Here is a 25,714-nt window from a genome sequence, read left to right on the forward strand (position 1 = left end):
CCTACGGCGCCATGCGCCCCTTGCTGTAGCGTGAACCGGCCTCACGGACGGCGGACGACATCGCCACGGCGTACATCAGTGCGCCGATCACGGCGCCCAGAAGCCACGCATAGCCGGAGAGCTGGCTCATCTCCTCAACCCAGACACTGGAGACTGAAAACAGTGCCCCGATCAGGAAGGCGAAGAGAGCTTTCTGGTTCCAGCCGGCCTCGTAGGCATAGGCGCCTGCCGGATCGCTGCTGTAGAGGTCTTTCAGCGTGAGCTGCTGCTTCTTCACGATGAAGTAGTCCATCACCATGATGCCGTACAGCGGGGCGAGGGTGGCGCCAAGTGTGTTAACGAAGCCGCTGATGCCAATCCGGCTGATAAAGCTGACCCAGAAGCCGCCGATCACCAGAGCAAACAGCGACGTGATCCAGCCGGCCCGTTTGAAGTTGAGCCGGGCCGGGGCCATGTTGGCAATGCCGTTGACGGCGGGAATGAAGTTGGCCACCAGATTGATGCCCACCGTGGCGGCAAAGAACGTCACGGCAGCGATGACGCTGAGCAGGGCGCTGTCGGTGCGCTCCACGATCTGCGACGGGTTGACGATTTTCTCGCCGTAAAGCACGGCAGCGCCGGCGGTGATCAGCAGGGCCAGCGCGGAGAACAGCACCATGTTCAGCGGCAGGCCGATCAGGTTGCCGAGCATCATGGAGCGGTGGCTGCGGGAGTAGCGGGAGAAGTCACTGAAGTTGATCATCACCGCCGCAAAGTACGCCACCATGGTGCCCACGATGGCGATAAAGCCGGTGAATTCACTTTGCCAGGTCGGATGTTCCGGCGCAAAGATGGTCTGGGCGGCGTCCCACAGCTTCCCATCCGACTTCTGCCACAGCACCACCAGCAAGCCCAGCATCACCAGATAAACAAAAGGTCCGGCTAAATTGAGGAAGGTGCCGACCCACTGCATGCCGCGAGAGAAGATAGCGATCTGCAGACACCACACCAGCAGGAACGAAATCCAGCCCAGCAGCGACAGGCCCATCCACTCCGATTCGCTGTGATAGCCCGTGATCGTGACCAGCAGCAGGTAAAGTGCCGTGGAAGCGAAGTACGTCTGTGCGCCGTACCAGAAAACGGCCACTGTGGCCCGCAGAATGGACGGCAGTCGAGCGCCACGGGTACCCATGCTGGCCCGGGCCAGAACCGGGTAGGGAATGCCGTGCTCGACGCCCGGCTTGCCAGAGATATTGACCAGAAACATCACCAGGACACTGGCCGTCAGCAGCGCCAGAAACGCCGTCCAGCCCGTCACTCCGTAGGAAATGAACAGGGAGGCCACCAGGGAATAGCCGAACAGGCTCTGGATATCATTGGCCCAGACGTTAAAGATCTCAAACCAGCCCCACTTCTTTTCCTCCGCGGGCAGCGGAGTGAGTGAGTCGTTGTGGAGTTCATCGGTGATACTTCCGGTGTGTTCGCTGGCAGCGGCCATCGTGCATTCCTCGCGGTAGTTGATGGAGGACATCGGACTGGCACGTACCCAGCATGGAATATGCCAGCCTTGAGCCCTCAAAGGCCGTGTCCGTAGCCTCAGAGCGCCACAAAGCGAGGCAGAGTCGCCAGGTGAAGTCCCGAATGTGCACGATCATGGTGCTTCGGTCGGGTCCGCGCCGGTCCACGAATGGCTGGACCGACTATGGCGATTCCGATAGATTCCGTCCTTTCATTCGCGATAAAGGGAGTTTGCGAATATGAGCCGGCGCTTGAGGGAGAAGTACGAGGACGTCGATCTGACACCGGGGCAGGGCAAGGGCAGTGCCACCGTGTCCATATTCTTTGGGGCGATGGCGTTGTTGGGCGCTCTTTGCTTCCTGATGCCGGAGCTGCTCACCATGCCCGAATTCCGGGCCGCCTATAACCCGGAGGTGTTGCGCTATGCATTGCAGGTGAGCATCGCCATCAGCGCCGGCTTCGGGCTCTACGCCATGGCTCGCCATGAGTCCCCCGGCTATGGGCTCACCGGTATGATCCTGGCACTGACCGCGGCGTTGCTCGCGTCCGGTCGCATTGAGGCACCGGACATTGACAGTCGCGGCCTGTATGTCGGGCTGGATTATTTCGTGCTGACACTGGTGGTCCTGGCCCTGGTGTTCATTCCCCTGGAGCGGGCCTTTCCCAAGGACCGCCAACAGAGCATCCTGCGCAAGGGCTGGATCACGGACCTGAAGTATTTCATGCTGAGCCACATGGGCGTCCAGTTGATCAGTTTCTTCACGGTGATTCCCATCCAGGTGTTCCTGCACAGCGTCACCACCTGGGACTTCCAGCTCTGGATTGCCAGCCAGCCGTTGTGGCTCCAGTTCATCGAAATCCTGTTGGTGGTGGACCTGGGCACCTACTGGATCCACCGAGCCATGCACGAAGTGCCGGCGCTGTGGAAATTCCACGCCATTCACCACTCCACCGAACAGATGAACTGGCTGGCGTCGTCCCGCCTGCACCTGCTGGAAATCCTGGTGAACCGCTTTGCCGGCTACCTGCCCATCTTCGTGCTGGGCTTCGCGCCGTCGGCAGTGTATGCCTACCTGATCTTCATTTCGTTCCACGCCATCTTCATCCACGCCAATGTGCGCTTCCGCTTTCCGGTCCTGCGCTGGATCCTGGCGACGCCGGAATACCATCACTGGCACCACTCGTCGGAAGATGCCGCGATCGACCGGAACTACGCCGGTTTCCTGCCCATCTACGATGTGCTTTTCCGGACGGCGTATCTGCCCAAGCATCTGGCGAGCCGATACGGCACGGTGTCTGATGATATTCCGGAAGGCATTGTGGGGCAGTTCTGGTACCCCTTCCGGAGTTGGGGGAAAGGACGTTCGCGGCAGTAATCTTGGATGGACGGGCTGCCGGGGATGACGCGCGAGGCTTCGGGTAAGGTGTCATATGGTGTCGAGCGCCTGATCTTGAGCTCGGTGTGCTAGCGCACCGACGTTGTGGGCCCGATCGTCTAGCTTGGAGAACAGCCTTTTCGGTTTCGCGGAAAGGCGTCTTCAGGAGTGATGACGATGAAGCATTACAGCCAGCCATCGCAGGCGCAGAGTGAACCTATATCGACCGGCGGCGACGGCTCAGAACGGGATCGTTTACCGGCCGCCTCGACCGGCGGAACAGTCGATAGCCGGCCGTTGACTCCCCGAAGTGGACCCAAGGCATCGCCGGATTGGCCAGAGGCCGCCAGGGGCGACGATGACCTCATGAGCAAGGAGAAAGACTGATGATGAATTTCTTCAGATCATGGCGTGTCAAGGGCAAGTGGAAGCAGCAGGTCGGTGCAGCAAAGCTGGCCTGGGGCGAACTCACGGAAGATGAACTGTTGAAAGTCGAAGGTCGTCAGGAAAAACTCACTGGACTTATCCAGGAGCGATACGGCCTCGAACGTGATGAAGCGGCCCGTCAGGTCAACGAATTCCTTGAAAAACACAAGGTATGACGGCAGTGGTTAACGGGCCGTTGGGTCTATTTTCGTGTTCGGTGCGATGAAGGTGTACGGTAACAGGCGTTCGGTTTCCTGACGGACAACGGCATAGCACTCGCAGCTGAGCTGTTCGAGTTTTTGCCGATCCAGCACCGAGATATGACCGCGTTTGTACTCGATGACACCGAGCTTCTGCAGCTTGCCTGCTGCTTCAGTCACGCCTTCCCGTCGAACGCCGAGCATGTTGGCGATCAATTCCTGGGTCATCACGAGTTTATTGCCTGGTAAACGGTCCAGTGACAGCAACAGCCATCGGCAAAGCTGCTGGTCAATGGAATGGTGGCGATTGCAGACGGCGGTCTGCGCCATCTGCGTGATGAGTGCCTGGGTATACCGCAACAGGAGATTCATCAGTTCACCGTGACGATTGAACTCGTCTTTCAACTGCTGCCCAGGCAGGCGATAGCCCGACCCGCCACTTTGCACGATGGCCCGGCTGGGCGTGCTTTCTCCACCCATGAACAGGGCGACGCCAATCAGCCCCTCGTTCCCGACGACCGAGATTTCGGCGGAGGAACCGCTACGCATGACGTAAAGCAGCGACACGATGCAGTCCAGGGGGAAGTAGACGTGCCGCAGGGTGTCGCCGGATTCGTACAGGACTTTGCCGAGAGGCATTGAGACCAGCTCCAGGTGGGGCTCAAGCCGACGGAATGCGTCCTCAGGCAGTTCCGCCAATATGTGATTTTGCCGAGGATCAGGGGCAGCGTTTTTTGCATCATCCATGCGTCAGCGGATCCAGAACTCAATCAATGGTCTTAAAAGTATAGATGAAATATAGACCGGTTCTGTTCGGTATCGAAAAAAGGCTTTCGGTGAATCCATAGTCGTCTAGGGAGCCGGGCATGGGTCTGGAGCAGACCATGTCCATAACCCCGAGCTTTCGACAGGGCCCAATGTTCCCCAACGAACAGACCGGCCAAACCCCCGGCTGATAACTTGCCTCTATAAAGCCTGACGGACGGTGGGTGACCACCGGCGCCATCCGGATTCCAGTGGAGTGGTTGCGCTATGGATAACGCTGAATGCAATCTTTTTCCCGACCCGGCCCACGCCTGGGATGTGCTGTGCAGCCAGTATCAGGGCCTGACCGGGCGTAGTCTCAAGCACTTTCTCGAAACGACGATTGATACCTCACCACTGGGCATTTGGGTGACTGACGCCGATAACCGGTGCATTTATACGAACCGGGCGTTTCAAACCCTGGCGGGCCGGTCTGCCGAGCAGTCGCTGGGCAGGACGGAACTGTCCTATCTACATCCCATTGATCGCCAGTACGTGACGAATGTCCGACAGTCTGACCCTACCGACAAGACCGTTTTGCGAATGAAAGCCCGTCTGTTGAGACCAGACGGTGAAACCGTCTGGGTCAGGATCAATATCGTCGACTGTCAGGCCGTTTCCACGGTGCTGGGGCAGATTCACATGCTTGAGGACATCTCCGATCAGAAACACCTCGGGATTCAACTGGGCACTTCAGAAAAAACGCTGTTCGAAGAACGCGCCTGCACGGAAGTAATACTCGATGCAATCGGTGACGCCGTGCTGACGACGGACATCCGTGGGGATGTGACCTATCTGAACAGGATGGCTGAAAGCATGACCGGCTGGTCCCTGGCCGAGGCCCGGGGACGCTCTCTGGCCGAGGTGCTCCATCTGATCGAAAGCCAGACACGTTTGCCCGCCTCAAATCCGGCGGTGCGGGCAATGCATGAGGATCGAATGGTTGAGTTCGAAACGGATTGCGTGCTGGTGCAGCGCGATGGGCGTGAAGCCCCCATTGAAGACTCCGCATCGCCCATCCATGGCCGGTATGGCGAGGTGATCGGCGCTGTCATTGTGTTCCACGATGTGACTCAGCCGCGCGCCATGATGAGCGAGCTTGCCTTCCTGGCCCATCACGATTTCCTGACGGGCTTGCCCAATCGCGCCCTGCTGGCCGAGCGCTCTGAACAGGCGATCGGGCAGGCCAGTCGGCACGGAAAACAGGTGGCGCTGTTATTTTTAGATGTGGATTTCTTCAAGAAAATTAACGACTCGTTGGGGCACGCGGTGGGCGATCAAGTGCTTCAGACCGTGGCCGGACGGCTGGTTCAATGCGTGCGCAATACGGATACCGTCAGCCGCCAGGGTGGTGATGAGTTTGTCGTTCTGCTGGCTGAAATAGCCGGCCCCAGTGAAGCGGCCCGGGTGGCGGAAAAACTGATGTCGGTTTTCACAGAAGACCAGTTACTGGAAGGCCATGAAATACAGCTTACCCTCAGCATTGGCATCAGCGTTTTCCCGACTGACGGTGATGATGTCGATACCATCATGCAGAATGCCGACACGGCGATGTATCACGCCAAGGCGCAGGGGCGGAACAACTACCAGTTTTTCGAAACGGAACTGAACATACGGGCCATCGAGCGACTGAACCTGGAGAGTGGGCTGCGCCGTGCGCTTCGCCAGGAAGAGTTCGAGCTTGTGTTTCAGCCCCAGATCGAACTCGCAACAGACAGCATGATCGGGGCCGAAGTGCTGATTCGCTGGCGCCACCCTGTACGAGGCTTGTTGTTACCCGGTCAGTTTATTCCGATTGCTGAAGATTGCGGCCTGATTATCCGGATCGGTCACTGGGTTCTGCACGAAACCTGCCGGCAGATCCGGGCCTGGCTGGATAAGGGGCTGGCAGTCGTGCCGCTGGCCATCAATATCTCAGCCGTTGAGTTCAATCAGTACCATTTCGCAGAACGGGTCCAACGTATCCTTCATGAGACCGGCGTGGACGCGCGGTACGTCCAGATCGAGATTACGGAAAGTCTGCTGATGCTCGATTCGGAGGTCTCGGTGAATACCCTCAACGCCCTGGACGCCATGGGAATCAAGCTGGCCATCGACGATTTTGGCACCGGTTACTCCAGTCTGAGCTACATCAAGCGATTTCCGGTGCAAACGCTCAAGATCGACCAGTCTTTTGTCCGAGACATCATCATTGACGAGGACGACGCCACTATCGTGACGGCCGTTATTGGCATGGGCCAGAACCTTAAGTTGAAGACCCTCGCTGAAGGTGTCGAGACCGATGCGCAGCTCGACTACCTGCGTGCCGGAGGCTGCGACATTGCCCAGGGCTTCTATTTCAGCGGGCCCTTGCTGCCCGAGCAGTTCGAACAGCATTTGCTGCCTTCGTCCGCCACAAGATAAGGAGCGGTCATGTACGCCAGCGCACCGACGCCGCACATCGGCGGGTATATTCTGCTGTGAATGGGGGGCAGAACGGTCTGTCTGTTGAGGCGCGCGTCTGCCGGCTCCATCCAATTCGAGTCTTGAGGACAATCAGATGAACAGATTCCATCAATGGCTGCTCGTCGCGGTCGCCGTGTTGGCCATGATTTTTGCCGCCGGATGTGCCTCCACGTCCAGTCGTGAAGGTACTGGTGAATACCTGGATGACAGCGTCATCACGACGAAGGTCAAAACGGCGATCCTCAGTGAATCGTCCTTGCACGTCACTGAAATCAATGTCGAAACCTACAAAGGCGAAGTACAGCTCAGTGGTTTTGTCGGAAGCGCAGCAGACGTTAGCAGAGCGGCCGAAGTGGCCCGGAGCGTCGGCGGCGTCAAGTCGGTGACCAATGACTTACGGGTCAAGTAAGCCATTGTTGACGCTCCGGTGTTGTCGAGCTGACGTCAGAGACCGTAGGCCCGGGAAATCGCTTCCTTCTCGCCGGACTCAACCAGCTTCCGGTAGGCCTCATTGAGGGCGTTCAGTATGTCCGGATCGGAGTCCTTGTTGACTGCCAGGTACATGGGCGTCTCTTTGAAGACCAATACGCGTTTGAGATTGGTGACATCCGCCGCATCCGCCGCCAGGTAGGGGCCGGCCAGGCCATCCGCTACCCACAGGTCGATCTGATCTTCCACCAGACGACGGGCGTTCAGGCCGTTGTTACTGATGGCCAGCACATCAAAGCCCTTTTCCTTCAGGTAGTTCGTCATGACGTCGCCTTTGTAGCCGCCGATGCGGTACTTGCGCGCGTCGTCCAGGTCATCGAGTTCAATGGACGATCCCGGTTTGGCGAACAGGGTCCACTTGATGGACGACAGGGGACCGACCCAGTTAAAGAACGGCGCGCGCTCATCGGTCTTGGAGACGCAGTAGATCGCGTGGTTGGGATGCTCTTCCGTCCGGTTCAGGCCGTAACTGAGGTCGCGTAGCTTGATGCTGTGCTTCAGGTCGGTCTTGGCCAGCAAAGCCTTCAGGACATCGGTACACAGCCCGGTGATGTCGTCGGCCGAATGGGCAAACGGCATGCCGTTGTTGGTCATGTTGTAGGGCGGGTATTGCTCGGTGTAGACCCGCAGTTCCTCAGTGGCGGTGGCGCAGCCGGTCATCAGCAGCAGACCCAGTATCAGCCCGACTCTTCCTTTCATGAACTCGCTCCAATAATGAAATGACGGTAATGAGAGCACGGCATCATAGTGAACGGGCGTTCAGTCGGATAGGCCGGTTTCTGCTTCTTTACATTTTCACAACATGCTGAAACGCAAGGGGAAAGTGGCCCATGGAGTGGGTTGCGGGTCAATTCGTAGAAACCGGAATGAGCCGGGGTTTCAGCGGTCGAACCGGCGTCTGGAGAGCGGGGACGGACTGATCCGTGGACCAGTCCGTTTCATGGTCTAGGCCAGGTGATGCACCTCTTCCATCCCGTAAACCGGAGTCTTCAGCCCCTCCTTGCGGGCCTTCAACTGCAGGGCGAGGTACAGGGAATAGTGGCGTGACTGGTGCAGGTTGCCGCCGTGGAACCACAGTGCCTCCTGCCGGGTCGGTTTCCACATGTTGCGTAGCTCGCCTTCCCAGGGGCCCGGATCCTTGGTGGTGTCCGATCCCATTCCCCAGCATTTGCCGACCTTGTCGGCCACATTCTGGTTGATGATCCGGGCGGCCCAGCCGTTCATGGAGCCGAAGCCGGTGGCGTAGACGATCAGGTCCGCCGGCAATTCAGTGCCGTCAGTGAGGGTGACCGAGCGAGGGTTAATGCGCTCGATACTGACGCCGCTCTTGAGCTTGATGTCACCGGAGGCCACCAGCTCGGAGGCGCCCACGTCGATGTAATAGCCCGAACCCCGGCGCAGGTATTTCATGAACAGACCGGAGCCGTCGTCACCGAAGTCGAGCATGAAGCCGGCCTCTTCCAGGCGTCGGTAAAAGTCGGCGTCCTGTTCAGCCACCTGCTGGTAAACGGGAATGTGGAAATCCGGCATGATCCGGAATGGAATGGAGGCAAAGGTGAGGTCTGCCTTCTCGGTGGTCATGCCGCCTTGAACGGCTTCCTCGGAGTACAGGCCGCCCAGGACCCGGTCCATCAGCGTGTCGGACTTGATGATGTGGGTCGAGGATCGCTGGATCATGGTGACGTCGGCGTCGTTTTCCCAGAGTGCCGCGCAGATGTCGTGGGCAGAGTTGTTAGCACCGAGCACCACGCACTTCTTGCCCCGATAGGCCTCGCCGCCCGGGTGCTTGCTGGAATGGTGCTGCTCGCCCTCAAAGCATTCCATTCCCGGGATATCGGGGATGTTCGGGATGCCGGACATGCCGGTGGCCAGCACCAGCTGTTTGGGGTGCAGGGTAATCCTTTCGCCGTCCCGAACCACGTCGACCACCCACTCCTGGCGATCGTCGTCGAAGCGGGCGCCGGTGCATTCCGTCGAGCTCCAGTAATTGATCTCCATGATCCGGGTGTACATCTCCAGCCAGTCACCGATCTTGTCCTTGGGCGCGAACACCGGCCAGTGCTCCGGGAAGGGCAGGTAGGGCATGTGGTCGTACCAGACCGGGTCGTGCAGGCACAGTGACTTGTAGCGGTTGCGCCAGGAATCGCCGGCCCTGGGATTGCGCTCGATGACGATGGTGGGCACATCAAGCTGGCGCAACCGGGCCGCCAGACCGATGCCGCCCTGACCACCGCCGATGATGACGCAGTAGGGCTGGCGGCTGTAGCCCAGTTCACGCTCTTCTTCCTGGCGCGCTTCCAGCCAGGTCTGGCGGGACTTGCTGGCACCGTGTTGGGCGCCCTTGGGTCGCAGGAAGTTGCGTTTTTCGGGAAACGCTTTCAGCTCCTGCATGGTGGTTAACAGGGTCCAGGCCTGGCCGTCGCGCAGGCGGAGATGGCCTTTGCACAGGGCGTCTTCGGTCTTGAAGGTTATCCACGCCTCGGTCACGCCGTCCTGCTCGGTAGCGTCCTCGGACACGCGCCACTGGCAGGGGCGGGTCCGTTTGGCGGTGTGTTCAAGCATGTCCCGGATGGCTGTCCGACCTTCCAGGGTTTTGATGTTCCAGGTCATGGCGACCAGGTCGCGCCAGAAGCCGTAGTCTTCGAACAGGTTGGCGGCCTGTGCCGGCTCGTCGGATTGAAGGACTTCCTCGAAGGCATCCAGCCATTGCTGGGCGACCTGGGTCGGGGTTCGTGCTGTTTCTGTCATGACGGTTCTCCAGGGTTGTCTTGTTGTTGTGAGCCCGGTCCGATCGGGATTTGGGAATGACCGGTGTCGACAGGGCTTCAGCAGTTGGCGTGCCAAACCGTCATTGGGTGTCGTCCCTGGGCGACAGCCTCTTGATTATGCGGAGGAATTTTGAAATCCATTGACGCTGGGTACGGGAAGCAGGTTGGTCGCGGGGCCCCTCCGGGCGTTACACCTGTAATGCCGGTGGGGAAAAGGGATAACACCTGTAAAACCGCGACTGGTACCAAGGAAGGATGTCGCACTCTCGGGCAGCCAGCGTATGCTGGTGAGGTGTTGGAGCAGTATCTCTCGTGGACGACAAAAACAACACCGGAGTGATGCAGGAGCCCGCATGACAACCCAGCAGCTTGAACGGCGGCGTCACATCGACACCGTCCTGAACGTCGCCGGCGATATCGCCCCGGCCGACTGGCCCACCGGCATGGAACTGATCGGCCGTTCCTGGAAACGCTGTATCGAAGAATACGGCCTCGATCCCGCGCGTCCCCGCAGTGCGCGCATTGTGACGCAGCAGACGCTGCGGGAGCACCAGGACTCGGTGGACGAATTCCTGAACGTGGCGCGGGCCGGCGTGGAGCAGCTCTATGGGGCAATTGCCAAACTGGGCTACGTCCTGCTTCTGACCGATCACCGCGGGATTACCGTGCAGTACCTTGGGGACAATCGCTACGACCGGCTCCTGCGCAAGGCCGGCCTTTACCTGGGGGCCGACTGGAGTGAACAATACGCCGGCACCTGCGCCGTGGGCACCTGCATCCAGGAACAGCAGGCACTGACCTGTCATCGCGTGGACCACTTCGACGCCACCCACATCAACCTGACCTGCACGTCGGCGCCCATTCGCGATCCGGCCGGCAACCTGCTTGCCGTGCTCGACATTTCGGCGCTGGACTCGCCCCATGCCCGCAGCAGCCAAAACTTCGCGTTACACCTGACCCAGCTCTACGCCCGCATGATCGAGGACGCCTACTTCCTGCGGCGTTATCGCCATCAAATGATCTTCCGCTGCGATACCTCCCGGGAGTTCGTGCAGGTCAACGGCCAGTATCTGTTTGCGATTTCCGAAGAAGGGGCGATCGAGGCCACCAACTCGGCCGCCCGGGGGTTGATGGCCAAGCCGCAAGCATCGGCGGATGGGCCCTCCAACGTGACGACCGTGTTCGAATGCGACCTTCAGGACATCTGGAGCATTCCGTACGACCACGACGACCAGGTCAAGGCGTTTCGCCATGCCGCCAGTGGCGAGACTGTCTTTGCGGCCCTGATCCAGCCGCGCCATCGCAATGCGGTTTCCGTGTCGGCTGTAAGCCGGGCAACGGAAGAGAGCGTGCTTGAGCTGGACGCACTGGCGGCGGACGATCCGGTGATGCGCCGCACGCTTGGGCTGGCCAAGCGGTTGCGCAACCGGGACGTGGGGCTGCTGATCCTGGGCGAGACCGGCACGGGCAAGGAAGTGCTGGCCCGGGCGGTGCATGAAACCAGCCGTCGTGCCCGGCACGCGTTCGTTGCTGTGAACTGCGCCGCGATACCGGAATCCCTGATCGAAAGTGAACTGTTCGGCTATGCGCCCGGAGCGTTTACGGGCGCGCGCTCCCGGGGCATGCGGGGGCTGATCCAGCAGGCCGACGGCGGGACGCTGTTCCTGGATGAGATCGGCGACATGCCGTTGCCGCTGCAGACCCGGTTGCTGCGGGTTCTTGCCGAGGGGGAGATCCTGCCGGTAGGTGCGGACAGCCCGGTGAAAGTGAATTGCCGCGTCATTGCCGCCACCCACCAGAACCTGGAGCAACGGATCGAGCGTGGCGACTTCCGGGCGGACCTGTTCTACCGACTCAATGGCGCCACGCTCCGTTTGCCTTCCCTGCAGCAACGGGCGGACCGACAGCATGTCATCCAGCGGGTGCTTGCCCGGCTTGTCGATCAGGGCCAGCTGCCGGAGGTGCGTCTGCGGGCGGATGCGATGAGTGCGCTGCTGGCCTACCACTGGCCCGGCAATATCCGCCAGTTGGTGAACGCGCTGACGTTCGCCGAGGCCACCTGTGACAACGGCGAAATCACCGTCAACGACCTGCCCGAGGAGTGCCTGCGGGACAAGTCTCCCGCCGGGTCGTCGGCGGATAGCGCCGGCCCGGGTGTCGACAGTCCGTTGCGCGCTGCCTTGCAGGCTGCCGACTGGAACATTTCCGAGGTGGCCCGGGAATATCGGGTGTCCCGGCCCACCATCTATCGTTGGATGCAGCAACAGGGCATTGTCCAGCCACGCTACGCCGGCAAGTAGGGCAACGCTACCGCGCGTCTTCCGTCAACGCGCGGCCCGCTTGATCACGGCGTGCCAATCCGGCGATACCGGCAACCTGACGGTTTCCCGCAGTGCGGTCTCGATACCCCGGGCATCCGTTTAATGCAGTTTGAACTTCGTAACCAGTCCATCCAGCGTCTGGGAGAGTTGCTGCAACTCGCCGCTGGACTCGGTGAGCTGATCGGCGATCTGCGCCGTTTCCACGGTCAACTGGTTGATGTCGTGGATGTTCTGGTTGATCTCGCCAACCACGGCGGACTGTTCTTCTGTGGCTGTGGCCACCTGGACGTTCATGTCGCTGATCTGGCCGATGTGCGAGGTAATCTGCTGCAGGGCCCGGTTGGCTTCTTCGGTCTGGCTGACCACCGACCGGCTCTGTTCCTGACCCCGGTGGATGGCGGCGACGGTCCGCGCCGACTGCTCCTGGAGCTGGTCGATCATCTTCTGGATTTCATCGGTTGAACTCGCAGACCGGCTGGCGAGGTTACGCACCTCATCTGCGACGACGGCAAAACCGCGACCCTGCTCGCCGGCCCGTGCTGCTTCGATGGCCGCGTTCAGGGCCAGCAGGTTGGTCTGCTCGGAAATCCCGCGAATGGTGTCCAGGATGCTGCCGATGGAATCGGTCTGGGTGGCCAGGGAACTGACGTCCTGGCTGACCTGGTCGATTTCGTTGGACAGTGTCGCCACACCCCGGCTGGCCAGTTCCACGAGCTTCGCACCCTCGTGGGAGGTCTCATCCGCTTCCTTGGCGGCCTGCGCAGCTTCGGAGGCATTACCGGCAATGCTTTCGACGGTCGAGCCCATCTCGTTGATTGCCGTGGCAATCTGCGTGGAACGGTCCTGCTCGTGGATGCAGTTGCGGTGCGTCGATTCCGCCTTGCTGGCGACGGCATTGGCCGTGGCCGCCAGTTGGCGTGAATTGTCGGCAACCGCCTCGATGGCCGAGCGGATCTGGCCGACGAACTGATTAAAGTTGGCTGCGATATCGCTCAGTTCGTCGCGGCCGCTCAACTCGATCGACGATCCCAGGTCCAGCGTATCGGCTGCGGTGCTGATATGACGCTGGAGCCGATCCACACGGCGGTTGAGGCGGCGCAGGAACAGCAGGGCCATTGCGATGGACGCCGCGAGGGCAATGGCGATCAGGACCATCATCTGGTTACGGCTGTTCTGGTAATTGACCTTGCTGGCCTCATAGCTGGCGTTGCCCTGGGCGAGCAGCCGGTCGAGCAGGTCGTTCACGATCTTGCGCATCTCGCCGTAGCTGGCGGCATAGTCGTCCTGGTAGATGCGGTAGGCCGAGTCCATGTCGTTGCTCTCGATGGCCTTCAGCATCGGCGTTAGTTCATCGCGTTTGACGGCGGTGAAGGTGTCGATCAGCCTCTGTACCTCGGCCCGGATCTCCGGATTGACCTGGGCATCCAGGGCCTGCTGCAAGGCACTGTCCATTTCCGGGATGTCCTCGGTGCGGGTTTCCTTGACGCGGGTCATCACGCCTTTCTGATCCTGCAAGGCCGGCACGGCCTGTAGCAGGATCATGTCGAGCCCCACGCGCATCCGCGGGATCCGCGAATTGACTTCCGCCAGGGCCCGCAGCGGAGCGCTGGTGTTCTCGGCCAGACGCTCGGTCTGGTCCTGCATGCCGGACAACCCCCGTAACCCTGCCCAACTGACCAGCAGTAACACCAGGCAGGGGAGGGCCACGACGGCGACGAATTGGGTTTTCAGGGTCATTTTGTCGAAGATCAAAGCACGCTTCCTCGAAATGGGGCCACCGGTTCGGGTGACCAATGCATAGACAAAGACAGCTCGCCGGGTGGGACCGGGAGCGGTGATCATGAGAAGAATGTTTGGATCGTCGGCGGTGTCTATGGCGTGACGGGTGTCCCGTATACGCCCGCCTGTTATGTCTGGAGGGACCAGCACTGTTGTGGGAATAAGCTAACCCGTTGCAGGGCCGGAATATATAGTTGATTTGTTACCGTGTTTGGATGTGGCGTAGCCGTTTCCCGCTGGTGAATGCCGCTACTCCGGGGCGTTAAGGCGTGTGTTTGCGGATTACTGCATTGAAGCGTTCCACGACCGCATCGGGAACGTCCCTGGAAAAGAGGTAATGCAGCGGGTCGGTGACCTGTTCCTGGATGATCAGCCGCTTCAGGGGGTAATCGGATGTCTTTAACAGCATCTGGGCAACGCTATCCTCGATGACGAACCCATCCAGCCGGCCCCGGGCCAGCATTTCCACCATCTGTTCGTTGCTGCCCAGGCGGATCAGTTTTACCGCTGATTGGTTGTCCTCAAGAACGCGTTCCATCTTCTTGCCGTAGAAATCGCCGCGGAACAGTCCCAGGTTACGGCCCCTGTTGCCGGGAGCGGACTGGATCCAGCTACCCAGGGACACCGATCTTGCCGTGGACGGCGTGTTATCCAGGGTCATCAATACGAACTGTTCCTGCCGATAGGGCAGGGAATACTTGGCGAATGCGGCGCGCTCTTTCGAGTAGCCGGCTCCGTAAAGAAGGTCCAGTGAGCGGTTCTCCAGCATTTTCAAGGCCCGTACCCACGGTACCCGGAGCATCTCGATCTCGCACCCGGCGGCATCGGCGGTGGCGATCAGCAGATCGTACTCAAGCCCTTGGAATTCCCCGTTCTCGTAAACGATGTAAGGGGGCCAGTCGTCCCAACCGACCCGGAGACGACATTCGGCGTGGGAGGCGGCGGCAAGGAGAATCAGGCCCACACCCAGCAGGCTGGTCAGCAATCGGTGAATCCGGGTGTGAGTTTGCAAAGATTTTCTCATCAATAGCAAATGCACTTATTTTAAGTGTAGTCTTTCCTGCCGGATGGCTCCATGCCGCGTTACGCCATTTGTTGAGTGGCCATTCCCATCATGAAGCGGACCAGATATTGCAGAGGCGCTCTCGAATTGGCGCCAGGACTTCCCGTCGGTTTCGTCAGGCGATACCCTGCACAGCCTGTTACGCCGGGGTGCCATGCTTAAGTCGTGTCGGGAGGCTGGTCCATTTGTCGTAGACTGGCTGTTGCATCGATAGGGTGAATGAGCGGATGAAAGTCTTTTGCGGGAGGCCCGTTGCGGGCCGTTGGTCTTGGCTGCTGGCAGTGGTGTTGTCGATTGTCACAGCGTTCTCCGCCGGGGCAAACCCGCTCGAACGAAGCCAGCAGACCATCGTGGTCGGTGGCGACCATTATCATCCACCCTATGAGTTCATCGACGAGAATGGCGAGCCCGCCGGGTATAACGTGGAGCTGACCCGGGCGATCGCCGAAGTGATGGGGATCGATGTCCGGATCGAATTGGGTGAATGGTCCGACATGCGGAAGAAACTGGCCAATGGCGACATCGATGTACTTCAGGGGATGTCGTACTCCGAGGAGCGGGCCAAGACGTTCGACTTCTCGCCACCCCATGCCATCGTGAATCAGTCGATTTTTGCACGACGCGGCGATCCCGCCGTGGACGTCGACGGCTTGCGGGGGAAAACGGTGATCGTCCAGCGGGGCGACATCATGGAAGACTATCTCAAGGAACATCATGTCGGTGCCCATCTTGTCCCGGTCGACACCCATGCCGATGCGCTGCGGATGCTGGCTTCCGGTAAGGGGGATTATGCACTGGTGGCGAACCTGCCGGCGCTTTATCTGACGCGCCAACTGGGACTCTCGAACATTGTGCCCGTCGCCAGACCATTTTCGCTGTGGTACGGGTACGCCGTCCGCAAGGGTAATTCAGATCTTCTGGCCCAGTTCTCCGAGGGGCTGGCCATCCTCAAAAACACCGGGCGATATCAGGAGATCTACGATAAATGGCTCGGGCCGCTGGAAGACGCCGGTCAGTTCCCGTGGAAACGCGTCGGCCTCATCGGGGCCGCTGTGTCCGGTGCGTTGCTGCTCATCCTCGGCACGATCGTGATCTGGAACCGGACTCTCCGGCGCGAGGTCGAAAGTCGTTCCCAGGCCCTGCGCGAGCAACAGCAGCAGCTCATCCAGGCCGACAAGATGGCCTCCCTGGGCATCCTGGTTTCGGGGGTCGCCCATGAAATCAACAATCCCAGCAGCCTGCTGTTGCTGAACCTGCCGGCCCTGCGTGATATCTATGCCGATTGTCTTGAAGTCCTTGATGCCCATTACCGCGAGCACGGTGATTTCACGGTGGGCGGGCTCGACTATTCCCGAGTACGGGACGAGATCCCGCTGATGCTCGACGAAATGCTCGAAGGCAGCCAGCGCATCAAGCGGATCGTCGGCGATCTCAAGGATTTCTCCCGCCAGGGATCGGCTGAACTCGGGGAAGCGCTGGATCTCAACGCCGTGGTCCATACCGCGATACGGCTTGTGGAGAATTCGATTCGCAAGGCGACGGATCATTTTGAGACCGATTACGAAGCCGACCTGCCTTCGGTGACGGGCAACGCTCAGCGCATTGAGCAGGTGGTGATTAACCTGGTGCTCAATGCCTGCCAGGCGCTCGACCACCCGGAGCAGGGCATTCGCATCAGAACGTTCAGTCAGGTCGATGAAGCCGGGCATTTGTGGGTTTGCCTGGCGGTCGAGGATCAGGGATGTGGCATCGGTTCCGATGTGATTGGACGGGTCACCGATCCTTTCTTCACCACGAAGCGTGATCAGGGAGGCACTGGGCTGGGCCTGTCCGTGTCGGCCGGTATCGTACTGGAGCATCAGGGGAGCCTGACCTTTGACTCGACGCCGGGCGGCGGGACGACGGCCCGGGTGTCGCTGCTGGCCGCTGACCGGGGCGATCACGTTGCCGCGGTCCCACCGACACAGCCATAAATTTCCCGACTGGATAACACAGCACCGGAGCTGCACGCGATGACGAAGAACCTGTACCCCTCGTTCGGTATTCTGCTGGTGGACGATGAGCCGTCTTTCCTGCGTAGCCTGGGCATCGCACTGGAACGTGGGGGCGGTATCAACAATGTCTTTCGCTGCCAGGACAGCCGCGATGTGCTGGATATTCTCGATCGGGAGCGCATCGGCCTGGTGACCCTCGACCTGACGATGCCCCATGTGAGCGGTGAAAGGCTGCTGACGCGAATTGTCGAGGACCACCCCGATGTCGGCGTCATTGTCATCAGCGGACTCAACCAGGTGGAGACGGCGGTCCGGTGCATCAAGCAGGGAGCGTTCGACTATTTCGTCAAGACGGATGAGCAGGACCGTCTGATCGAGGGCATCCGGCGGGCCATTCGTCTCCAGGAATTACGCGAGGAGAACCAGGCGCTCCGACAGCGGGTGCTGTCGGATACCCTGGAACATCCCGAAGTGTTTGCACCGATCGTCACGGACGACAAGGGCATGCGGGCGTTGTTCAAGTATCTGGAGTCCGTGGCCTCCAGCAGCGAGCCGGTCCTGATCTGTGGGGAGAGCGGTACCGGCAAGGAGCTCTTCGCGCAGGCGGTCCATACGCTGAGCCGTCGCAAGGGCCCGCTCGTCAGCGTCAATGTCGCCGGACTCGATGACAACATGTTTGCCGATACCCTGTTCGGTCACCAGCGAGGGGCTTTTACCGGAGCCGAGACATCGCGGGCAGGGATGATCGAGCAGGCAGCCGAAGGGACCCTGTTCCTGGACGAAATCGGGGACCTGAGCGTGGCGTCGCAGGTCAAGCTGTTACGACTGCTCCAGGAAGGAGAGTATTATCCATTGGGGAGTGACCGGCCCAAGCGTCTGCGAGCCCGGGTCGTGGTTGCGACGCACCAGGATCTGGCGCAGAAACAGTCGAGGGGGGAATTTCGCAAGGACCTCTACTATCGCCTGCGCACCCATCCGGTCTATGTGCCACCGTTGCGGCAGCGTAAACAGGATATCCCCTTACTGTTGGAGCATTTCCTGGAGGAAGCCGCCGAAGCCCTGGGGAAGGTCAAACCCACCGTGCCCCGCCAATTGCCCGTGCTGTTGTCGAACTATGATTTCCCGGGGAATGTCAGGGAGTTACGGGCGATCGTTTATGACGCCATGAGTGTCCACCAATCCCGGATGCTGTCGATGGAGGTGTTCAAACGGGCGATTCACTTCAACAGCGAGGAGTCGGAATCCGGCGCCATGGAGCCCCGCCCCGTCTTCGTGGCCGATGCGCCCCTGCCAACGCTCGACAGCGTAGCCGATTTGCTGGTGGACGAAGCGATGGCCCGGGCCGAAGGCAACCAGTCGATTGCCTCGCAACTGCTCGGCATCTCACAGCCGGCCCTGAGCAAACGTCTCCGCAAACGGCGTTCGTGATTCCGGCTTCACGAACCCCTATAACCTCGCCAACACCTATAACGGCCGTTCAGTTTATAAGTTATTGAATGTTAAAGGTAAAGTTAAAGTAAGGCAGTGGTCGTCGACCACAGGTTATAGCACTTCCATTCTCATCACGACAGACCTCGTCTTTCACTTCTCTTTTAAAAACAGCAGGTTGAATTCTCCCTGTCCAGGTGGCACCGCGCTTGCTACCCAAGCCGGACTCTCCGACAGCCGCCGCCGGCGGGGCCGATGCCCTGTATCCGGTCTTCTCGCTGCCGGGGAGCACACGCTGACAACAACAAAACGTGGAGACTCCTGATGTTGGAACTGCTCAACGATATTCTTTGGGGCAAGGTGCTCATTGCCATGCTGATCGCCGTTGGTATTGGCTTTACGGTTGAATCGCGCTTCGTACAGTTTCGCTACTTTGGACGAATGTTTCGTATCCTCGGGTCGGGCCAGGCCTTCAGTCGGGAAAAGGACGGCCATCTCAGTTCATTCCAGGCGCTGCTGCTTTCAGTCGCCGGCCGCGTGGGCGGTGGCAATATTGCCGGTGTCGCCGTGGCCATCACCCTGGGCGGCCCCGGGGCAGTCTTCTGGATGTGGCTCGTGGGTCTGATGGGCATGGCCACCAGCTTTCTCGAATGCACACTGGCCCAGACCTATAAACAGACGGAGCCGGATGGCTCGTATCGCGGTGGGCCGGCCTATTACATCGTCAAGGGCATGGGCAAACGCTGGACCTGGCTCGCCGTTCTGTATTCTATCCTGCTGCTGGTGACGTTCGGCTTTGGCTTCACCGCACTGCAGTCCTATTCGATCGCCGTGTCTTTCGAGGATGCGTTTGGCATACCGGCACTGGCCACCGGTATCGGTATGGCAATCCTGGTCGGCCTCATTATCTTTGGCGGGGTGAAGCGCATCGCCCGGGTTGCTGAGGTACTGGTTCCGGTGATGGCTCTGGGTTACCTGATGATTGCCGTGGTCGTGCTGGCCATGAACATCGCCGACGTACCGGCCATGCTGCTGCTGATCGTCAAGAGTGCGTTCGGGTTACAGCCGGCTGTTGGCGGCGGCATCGGTGCCGCCATTCTGATGGGCGTCAAGCGCGGCCTGTTCTCCAACGAGGCCGGCCTGGGGAGTGCGCCGAACGTGGCGGCTGTGGCCCATGTCCCGCACCCGGCGAACCAGGGTGGGGTCCAGGCTTTCTCGGTGTTCATCGACACGCTGGTCCTGTGCACCTGCACCGCATTGATCATCCTGCTGGGTACGACTTATGACCCGGCACATGGCGCAGACATCGGCGGCGTGGCGCTGACTCAGGCCTCCCTGGCCAGTCATGTGGGGGAATGGGGGCGTGATTTCGTCAGCATCGCACTGCTGTTGTTCGGCTTCAGCACCATCCTCTACAACTATTATCTGGGCGAGAACAGCCTGAATTTCTTCAGTCCCGAGAACCGGAAGCTCTTCAACGTGTTCCGGGTGGCTGTCATCGTGTTGTGCGGCTGGGGGGCCACCACGGACCTGCACACCGTATTCGGGTTCGCCGACGTCACCATGGGGCTGCTGGCACTGGTTAACCTGTTCGCCCTGATCATGTTGATGCGCCCCGGCTTGCGCATCATGCGGGACTACGATCGTCAGATAAGCGCTGGCGAACCGCAACCGGTCTTCGACGCCACTCAATTTGCGGATCTGGACCTGGATCCCGAAGCCTGGCCGGCCGACCGCAACCGCGACCGGGGCCATCGATCCGCATCCGGCTACGCTCCCGGCGAAGCCGCTACAGCGGACTATCGATAAGGGTGATGCTGCCCCGCCGGTCGGTCGGCGGGGCAGCCATCCGCCGTGGCGGGGAGCGGAAGGATTGCATGGGTTGGACGGAATGGATGGGTGATGACGGGAACATCTGACAACGTGCAGGCATGGCTGGACGAGATCAATCAGGCAGCCCGGACCCGTCTCGGTCAGGGACAGGTGGCGGATTATATTCCCGCATTGGCCGAGCGTGATGCCAATCGTTTCGGTATTGCAGTTTGCACCAACGATGGCCAGGTATTTGAGGCGGGCGACGCGCAGATGCCCTTTTCGGTCCAGAGCATTTCGAAGATCTTCCTGTTGACCCTGTCCTTGCAGGTCTACGGCAACCGGCTCTGGGAACGGGTGGGGATGAATCCATCCGGCATGCCTTTTAACTCACTGACGCAACTGGAAGCGGAGAGAGGGATTCCCCGTAACCCCTTTATCAATGCCGGGGCCCTGGTTGTTGCGGATCACTTTGTCAGTGCCTATGCGACACCCGCACAGCATATCCAGGATGTGGCCCGGAGCCTTTCGGGCAACGCCAGCATCCTGATCGACCAGCATGTGCTGGCGTCCGAGTGGAAGCACCGGTCCAGGAATGCCGCAACCGCCTACCTGATGAAATCGTTCGGCAACATCGCCAACGAGGTGGACGATGTCCTCCGGGCCTACTTCGCGTGCTGTGCGCTTGAGATGAGTTGCGTGGACCTGGCGAGGGCATTGAACTACCTGGCGACAGGCGGCTACGCCCACTGCCAGAACCAGCAACTGATCTCTTCGGACCTGGCCCGCAGGATGAATTCCCTGCTCTTCACGTCGGGTATGTACGACGCCGCCGGCGAGTTTGCCTATCGCGTCGGGTTGCCCGCCAAGAGCGGCGTGGGCGGAGGCATCGTGGCCGTGGTGCCGGGGCGGTTTACCGTCTGTGCCTGGTCCCCGGCGCTCGACCGGAACGGCAACTCCGTCGCCGCGCAGTATGCGTTGGAACGCCTTTCCGACTACCTGCCGTCCTCCCCGATCGTGCCGGGGGATTCGCTGGCAGTGTGATGCGGCCATGCTCTGGCAGGCGCCCTCACGTGAAGGCCGGGTCAGTCCACGAAAACCTTCACGAGCAGTCACAATCGACGAACAGGCATCGCCGCTTGCCGGGGCAGGGCACAACTATGTCGTTTTTTGTTAACGCCTGTGGTGGTCTGGCCGTCGCCCGCTACAATCAGAAAACGGTAAAAGCATGTGAAAGCTGGGGATCGACAGTCTGCCGGCTGGTGATTTTACGCGCATTGATAAGTAGCATGACGAACTTTAAGGGCCCCGGATACTCTTCAGATCGGCGGCGCCCTGAGCCGGCGATCCATGGAGAGTCGTCGCAGATCAGGCGGTGCGAATTGGCAGGGACTGTCAGGCGTGCTGAAGCAATCTAGCGAGAGAACACGCTATGAAAATCAAGTCGAAGTTGCTGACGGCGCTCCTTGGCACCACCCTACTCCCTGTTCTGATTGTTTCCTCACTCACTGTCCACAACGCCATCGACCGGGCGGAGCAGGATTTTGTCGAGAACAGCACCACCAATATTTCCATCGTTGAGGATTCCTTTCGCAACTTTTTTGATGTGATGGGGTACCAGGTGTCCTTCCTCGCGGATTCGCCAGCGGTCCGGAATGTGCAGCAGGGCCCGATATCCAAGTACTTCGGCGAAAAGCAGCGACCCGCCGAAGTGGCCCGTCAGAATGGCGGTCGGGAAAAGGCCATTTTCGATCTGTTCAGCGGCATCGGCGACAACAACCCCATGCTGGGTTACGTCTACATGGGCGACAAGGACGGAGGCTACCTCGAGTGGCCCGGGACGGCGGGCTACGGCGACTGGGATCCCCGCAAGAGGCCCTGGTTCGATATGGGCAAGGAAGGCAACTACACGCTTGTCCGTCGCGATGGCTACTACTGGGAACCCGATGACGCGGTCTACGTGTCCGTGATCAAGGGCTTCAAGAACATGACGGGGGATTTTGAAGGGGTCGTGGCCATGGACGTGTCCCTCAAATCCCTGACCAATATGGTCCAGAAGGTCAAGTTGGGTAAAACCGGTTACCTGATGATGATCCAGGGGGATGGCAAGATCCTGGTGGATGGTGGCAATCCCGACAACAACTTCAAGGCCCTGTCGGATATGGATGCGGACTATTTCTCCCGCATCGCCCAAACCGACTCCGGCGTTATCGATGTGAGCATCGACGGTGTCGATTACGAAGCCAACATCTACCAGTCTCCATCCCTGGGATGGAAGATCGTCGGCCTGAAGCAATCCAGCGAGATCTTTGCCAGTGCCTGGGAAGTCGGGCGCAATACGGCCGTCATCAGCGCCATCCTGGTGGTTCTGTTCGGTCTGCTCGGGCTCTACATCGCTCGCCGCATAGTCACGCCGATCAATCAGGTCAAGGACAACCTGAAGACGATCGCCCAGGGCGAAGGCGATCTGACGACGCGCATCAGCGTCGAATCCCGGGATGAAGTGGGCGAGCTGGCGGAATGGTTCAACCAGTTCATCGAGTCGACGCGCAAGATGATTGAAGACATCAAGGCGACGTCGCAGGAGATGGAAGGCGTCTCGACCCGGACCAATTCCAAGTCCGTTGAATTGTCCGAGAGCGTCTCCACCCAGATGTCTTCGATTGAACAGATCGTGACGGCGGTGACCGAGATGGCTGCGGCTGCCAACGAGGTGGCCACCAATTGCGTCGACACAGCCTCGATTTCGGAACAGGGATTGGCGTCGACGCTCTCAGGCAAGGAGGTCATCAAACGGAGCGCGACCAGCGTCGAGGCGTTGGGGGAGCGGATTCGCTCGTCCAACGAAATGATCGTGGAGCTGGAAAAAGAGACCGGCAATATCAACAGCATCCTCTCGGCCATCCAGGACATTGCGGAGCAGACGAACCTGCTGGCGCTCAACGCGGCGATCGAAGCCGCGCGGGCCGGCGAACAGGGACGCGGTTTTGCCGTGGTAGCCGACGAAGTCCGGAACCTGGCCAAACGCACCCAGACGTCCACCGAGGAGGTCAACCAGATACTCGGCAACCTGGTACGCCGGACCAGTGATGTCTCGTCCGCGATGACTCGGAGTGCCGAAGAGTCATCGACCGCCGTTGCCTTGTCGGGGGAAGCGTTGGAGGCGTTCAACAGCATTGAGGATGCCGTCGAGCGGATCCGCGATGTCTCGACCCAAACGGCCAGTGCCGCTGAAGAGCAGCATTCGGTCACCGAGGAGATCAACCGTAACATTGTGACCATCAATGATTCGGCCAACGAAGTGACTGAGGTGTCGAAGAGCGTCGAATCGCTGTGCTCGGATCAGGCCGACCTGAATCTTCGCCTGACCCAACTGGTCTCGCGCTTCCGGACCTGAAGCAACGACGGGTCGATGTCTCGAAACGGCATCCTGTCAGCCGCTGCCCCGGTGGCGGCTGATGTGTGACGGTCAACGCCTTATTCCGGTGTGACAGTGGCGCCGACGAAGGCGTCCCGATTTCACCTTTTTTCTGACTCGTAGGCCGGCCGCGGGGAAGGTCCGGCCTCATCCCCGAAGCGCGCTCCGTATAGTTCCACCATCCAGTCCACGAACACCCGTACTCGCGGTGACAGTTGCCGGCGGTGGGGATACACGGCATGGATGGGCATGGCCGGCTTTTCCCAGTCGGCCAGCACCTCCACCAGCTCACCACGATCCAGTGCCGCCTCAACATGGAAGCGCGGCAGCTGTATCAAACCACAACCGCGCAGGCCGCCGACCACGTAGTTTTCCGCGTCATTGACGGCCAGCCAGCCGCCCGTGTTGAAGGACACCGTTTGCCCGTCGATGACCAGGTCCAGAGCCGCGTCCGGCGCGGAGTACCCGGAGACGAAATGCACGCTTTGATGCGCGCTCAGATCCTCCGGCGTTCTTGGAGTACCCATACGGGCGAGGTAGTCCGGACTGGCGCAGATGACCTGAGACAGAACTGCCAGGCGACGGGCAACCAGTGTGGAATCCCCCGGCACACCGCCACGGACGGCACAATCCACGCCTTCGCCGACCAGATCCACGCGACGATCGCCACTGGTCAAGATCAGGTCCAGTCGGGGATAGCGTGAGCGGAATTCGTCGATGCGCGGTAACACGATGTGGCTGGCGTGAGTGCCATGCAGCTCGACGCGGAGAACGCCGCGCGGGTTGCTGGCGACCGGGCGCAGCTCGGCCTCGGCTTCCTCCAGGTCGGCAAGCAGGCCGAGGCAACGTTCGTAGAAGGCCTGGCCTTCTGCCGTGGGGCGTACCTGACGCGTTGTACGCTCCAGCAGTCTCACGCCGAGTCGGCTTTCCAGTTGCTGTATCGCCAGCGTAGCCGTCGCACGCGGAATGTCGAGGGCATTGGCCGCACGGGTGAAGCTGCGGCTCTCCACAATGCGGGTAAAGAGCGCCATCGCGTCAAATCGGTCCATAACGATTGTTTATTCCGAGTGAATAGTCATGACAGATTAGCTGATTTATCCGCATACCTGGAATGCCAATAATGGACTCATCCATTCAACAGCAGGAGTCCATGACATGACAAATACCCAACCTGTCGCGCTTGTTACCGGCGCATCCCGCGGTATCGGCCGCGCTGTGGCGATCCAACTGGCTGACGATGGCTTTGCCGTGGTGGTCAATTACGCCGGTAATGTCCGGCTGGCCGAACAAGTCGTGGCTGACATTGAATCCCGCGGTGGTCGGGCGATGGCCGTCCGGGGCGACGTGGCGGATGCAGCCGACGTCGATCGACTCTTCAGCCAGGCGTTGGAAGCGTTTGGGCGCATTGACGTGGTGGTTAACAACGCCGGTGTGATGGCACCGGCAACCATGACCACCCAGAACGTCGAGGTGCTTGACCGCATGGTGTCGGTCAACCTGCGCGGTAGCTGGCTGGTGATGGCCAAGGCGGCTGAAACCCTCGGCGAGGGCGGTCGCATCATCGCCTTCTCATCCAGCGTATTGGCCAAGTCCTTTCCGGCCTATGGCGCCTACATTGCCAGTAAAGCCGGTGTGGAAGGACTGGTTCGGGTCCTGGCCAACGAGCTTCGTGGACGGGGGATTACCGTCAACGCGGTGGCACCGGGGCCCGTGGCGACGGAGCTGTTCTTTGAAGGCAAAAGCCAGGAACAGATCGATTCGATTGCGGCCAGGTCCCCCATGGAGCGCCTGGGTGAGCCGGAGGAAATCGCCGATGTGGTGTCCTTCCTCGCCGGCCCCCAGGGGCGTTGGATCAATGCACAGGTTCTGCGCGCCAACGGTGGCATGGCCTGAT

General features: G+C 60.1%; 18 protein-coding genes. 11 read left to right on the forward strand and 7 right to left on the reverse strand.

Annotated features, from left to right (window positions below):
- Position 1: 1 nt before the first annotated feature.
- Positions 2 to 1,510 (reverse strand): NCS1 family nucleobase:cation symporter-1, encoded by a 1,509-nt coding sequence (locus tag J3364_RS14750; RefSeq protein ID WP_349559076.1) that lies wholly within the window; start codon positions 1,508 to 1,510, stop codon positions 2 to 4.
- Between the two features lie 226 nt (positions 1,511 to 1,736).
- Here J3364_RS14750 and J3364_RS14755 point away from each other — a divergent pair, with 226 nt between their 5' ends.
- Together J3364_RS14755 and J3364_RS14760 are read left to right on the forward strand one after the other, a co-directional pair.
- Positions 1,737 to 2,873: a sterol desaturase family protein gene (locus tag J3364_RS14755; RefSeq protein WP_349559077.1), complete on the forward strand. Its 1,137-nt coding sequence runs from the start codon at positions 1,737 to 1,739 to the stop codon at positions 2,871 to 2,873.
- Positions 2,874 to 3,259: 386 nt separating this feature from the next.
- The gene (locus J3364_RS14760) at positions 3,260 to 3,475 is read left to right on the forward strand and encodes a CsbD family protein (protein ID WP_349559078.1); all 216 of its coding nucleotides are present in this window, start codon (positions 3,260 to 3,262) and stop codon (positions 3,473 to 3,475) included.
- 9 nt (positions 3,476 to 3,484) lie between these two features.
- On the opposite strand, the gene J3364_RS14765 is transcribed toward J3364_RS14760, so the two are convergent.
- Positions 3,485 to 4,246 (reverse strand): Crp/Fnr family transcriptional regulator, encoded by a 762-nt coding sequence (locus J3364_RS14765; RefSeq protein ID WP_349559079.1) that lies wholly within the window; start codon positions 4,244 to 4,246, stop codon positions 3,485 to 3,487.
- Between the two features lie 285 nt (positions 4,247 to 4,531).
- Between J3364_RS14765 and J3364_RS14770 the strand changes: the two genes are divergently transcribed.
- Positions 4,532 to 6,706, forward strand: a complete 2,175-nt coding sequence (locus J3364_RS14770) for a sensor domain-containing protein (RefSeq protein ID WP_349559080.1) — start codon at positions 4,532 to 4,534, stop codon at positions 6,704 to 6,706.
- A gap of 136 nt (positions 6,707 to 6,842) precedes the next feature.
- Positions 6,843 to 7,157, forward strand: a complete 315-nt coding sequence (locus J3364_RS14775; protein ID WP_349559081.1) for a BON domain-containing protein — start codon at positions 6,843 to 6,845, stop codon at positions 7,155 to 7,157.
- A gap of 35 nt (positions 7,158 to 7,192) precedes the next feature.
- Here the strand turns inward: J3364_RS14775 and J3364_RS14780 are convergent, their stop codons facing one another.
- Together J3364_RS14780 and J3364_RS14785 are read right to left on the reverse strand one after the other, a co-directional pair.
- A complete protein-coding gene (locus tag J3364_RS14780) occupies positions 7,193 to 7,936 on the reverse strand; it encodes a substrate-binding periplasmic protein (protein ID WP_349559082.1) in 744 nt (247 codons plus the stop codon).
- A 246-nt stretch (positions 7,937 to 8,182) separates the two neighbouring features.
- Complete coding sequence (locus tag J3364_RS14785) at positions 8,183 to 9,985, reverse strand: flavin-containing monooxygenase (protein WP_349559083.1); 1,803 nt, start codon at positions 9,983 to 9,985, stop codon at positions 8,183 to 8,185.
- Between the two features lie 373 nt (positions 9,986 to 10,358).
- On the opposite strand from J3364_RS14785, the gene J3364_RS14790 reads away from it, so the two are divergent.
- Positions 10,359 to 12,305 (forward strand): sigma-54-dependent Fis family transcriptional regulator, encoded by a 1,947-nt coding sequence (locus J3364_RS14790; protein WP_349559084.1) that lies wholly within the window; start codon positions 10,359 to 10,361, stop codon positions 12,303 to 12,305.
- A 120-nt stretch (positions 12,306 to 12,425) separates the two neighbouring features.
- Here J3364_RS14790 and J3364_RS14795 read toward each other — a convergent pair whose 3' ends face one another.
- Together J3364_RS14795 and J3364_RS14800 are read right to left on the reverse strand one after the other, a co-directional pair.
- Positions 12,426 to 14,078 (reverse strand): methyl-accepting chemotaxis protein, encoded by a 1,653-nt coding sequence (locus J3364_RS14795; protein WP_349559085.1) that lies wholly within the window; start codon positions 14,076 to 14,078, stop codon positions 12,426 to 12,428.
- 289 nt (positions 14,079 to 14,367) lie between these two features.
- Positions 14,368 to 15,117, reverse strand: coding sequence for a substrate-binding periplasmic protein (locus tag J3364_RS14800; protein ID WP_349559086.1), 750 nt, complete (start codon positions 15,115 to 15,117; stop codon positions 14,368 to 14,370).
- Positions 15,118 to 15,455: 338 nt separating this feature from the next.
- Between J3364_RS14800 and J3364_RS14805 the strand changes: the two genes are divergently transcribed.
- The 5 genes from J3364_RS14805 to J3364_RS14825 all read left to right on the forward strand — a co-directional run bounded on the left by J3364_RS14805 (position 15,456) and on the right by J3364_RS14825 (position 23,799).
- Positions 15,456 to 17,141, forward strand: coding sequence for a transporter substrate-binding domain-containing protein (locus J3364_RS14805; protein ID WP_349559087.1), 1,686 nt, complete (start codon positions 15,456 to 15,458; stop codon positions 17,139 to 17,141).
- Positions 17,142 to 17,180: 39 nt separating this feature from the next.
- Complete coding sequence (locus J3364_RS14810) at positions 17,181 to 18,590, forward strand: sigma-54-dependent transcriptional regulator (RefSeq protein ID WP_349559088.1); 1,410 nt, start codon at positions 17,181 to 17,183, stop codon at positions 18,588 to 18,590.
- 324 nt (positions 18,591 to 18,914) lie between these two features.
- Entirely contained in the window at positions 18,915 to 20,399 is a 1,485-nt protein-coding gene (locus J3364_RS14815; protein WP_349559089.1) for an alanine/glycine:cation symporter family protein, read from the forward strand.
- 114 nt (positions 20,400 to 20,513) lie between these two features.
- Positions 20,514 to 21,446 (forward strand): glutaminase B, encoded by a 933-nt coding sequence (glsB, locus tag J3364_RS14820; RefSeq protein WP_502882521.1) that lies wholly within the window; start codon positions 20,514 to 20,516, stop codon positions 21,444 to 21,446.
- A gap of 388 nt (positions 21,447 to 21,834) precedes the next feature.
- Positions 21,835 to 23,799 (forward strand): methyl-accepting chemotaxis protein, encoded by a 1,965-nt coding sequence (locus J3364_RS14825; protein ID WP_349559091.1) that lies wholly within the window; start codon positions 21,835 to 21,837, stop codon positions 23,797 to 23,799.
- Between the two features lie 122 nt (positions 23,800 to 23,921).
- Here J3364_RS14825 and J3364_RS14830 read toward each other — a convergent pair whose 3' ends face one another.
- Positions 23,922 to 24,869, reverse strand: a complete 948-nt coding sequence (locus J3364_RS14830) for a LysR family transcriptional regulator (protein ID WP_349559092.1) — start codon at positions 24,867 to 24,869, stop codon at positions 23,922 to 23,924.
- Positions 24,870 to 24,975: 106 nt separating this feature from the next.
- Here J3364_RS14830 and J3364_RS14835 point away from each other — a divergent pair, with 106 nt between their 5' ends.
- Positions 24,976 to 25,713: an SDR family oxidoreductase gene (locus J3364_RS14835; protein WP_349559093.1), complete on the forward strand. Its 738-nt coding sequence runs from the start codon at positions 24,976 to 24,978 to the stop codon at positions 25,711 to 25,713.
- The last annotated feature ends 1 nt before the right edge of the window (position 25,714 follow it).

Source organism: Marinobacter sp. NFXS9, from assembly GCF_040148665.1.
In the GTDB taxonomy this organism is placed as follows: domain Bacteria; phylum Pseudomonadota; class Gammaproteobacteria; order Pseudomonadales; family Oleiphilaceae; genus Marinobacter_A; species Marinobacter_A mangrovi.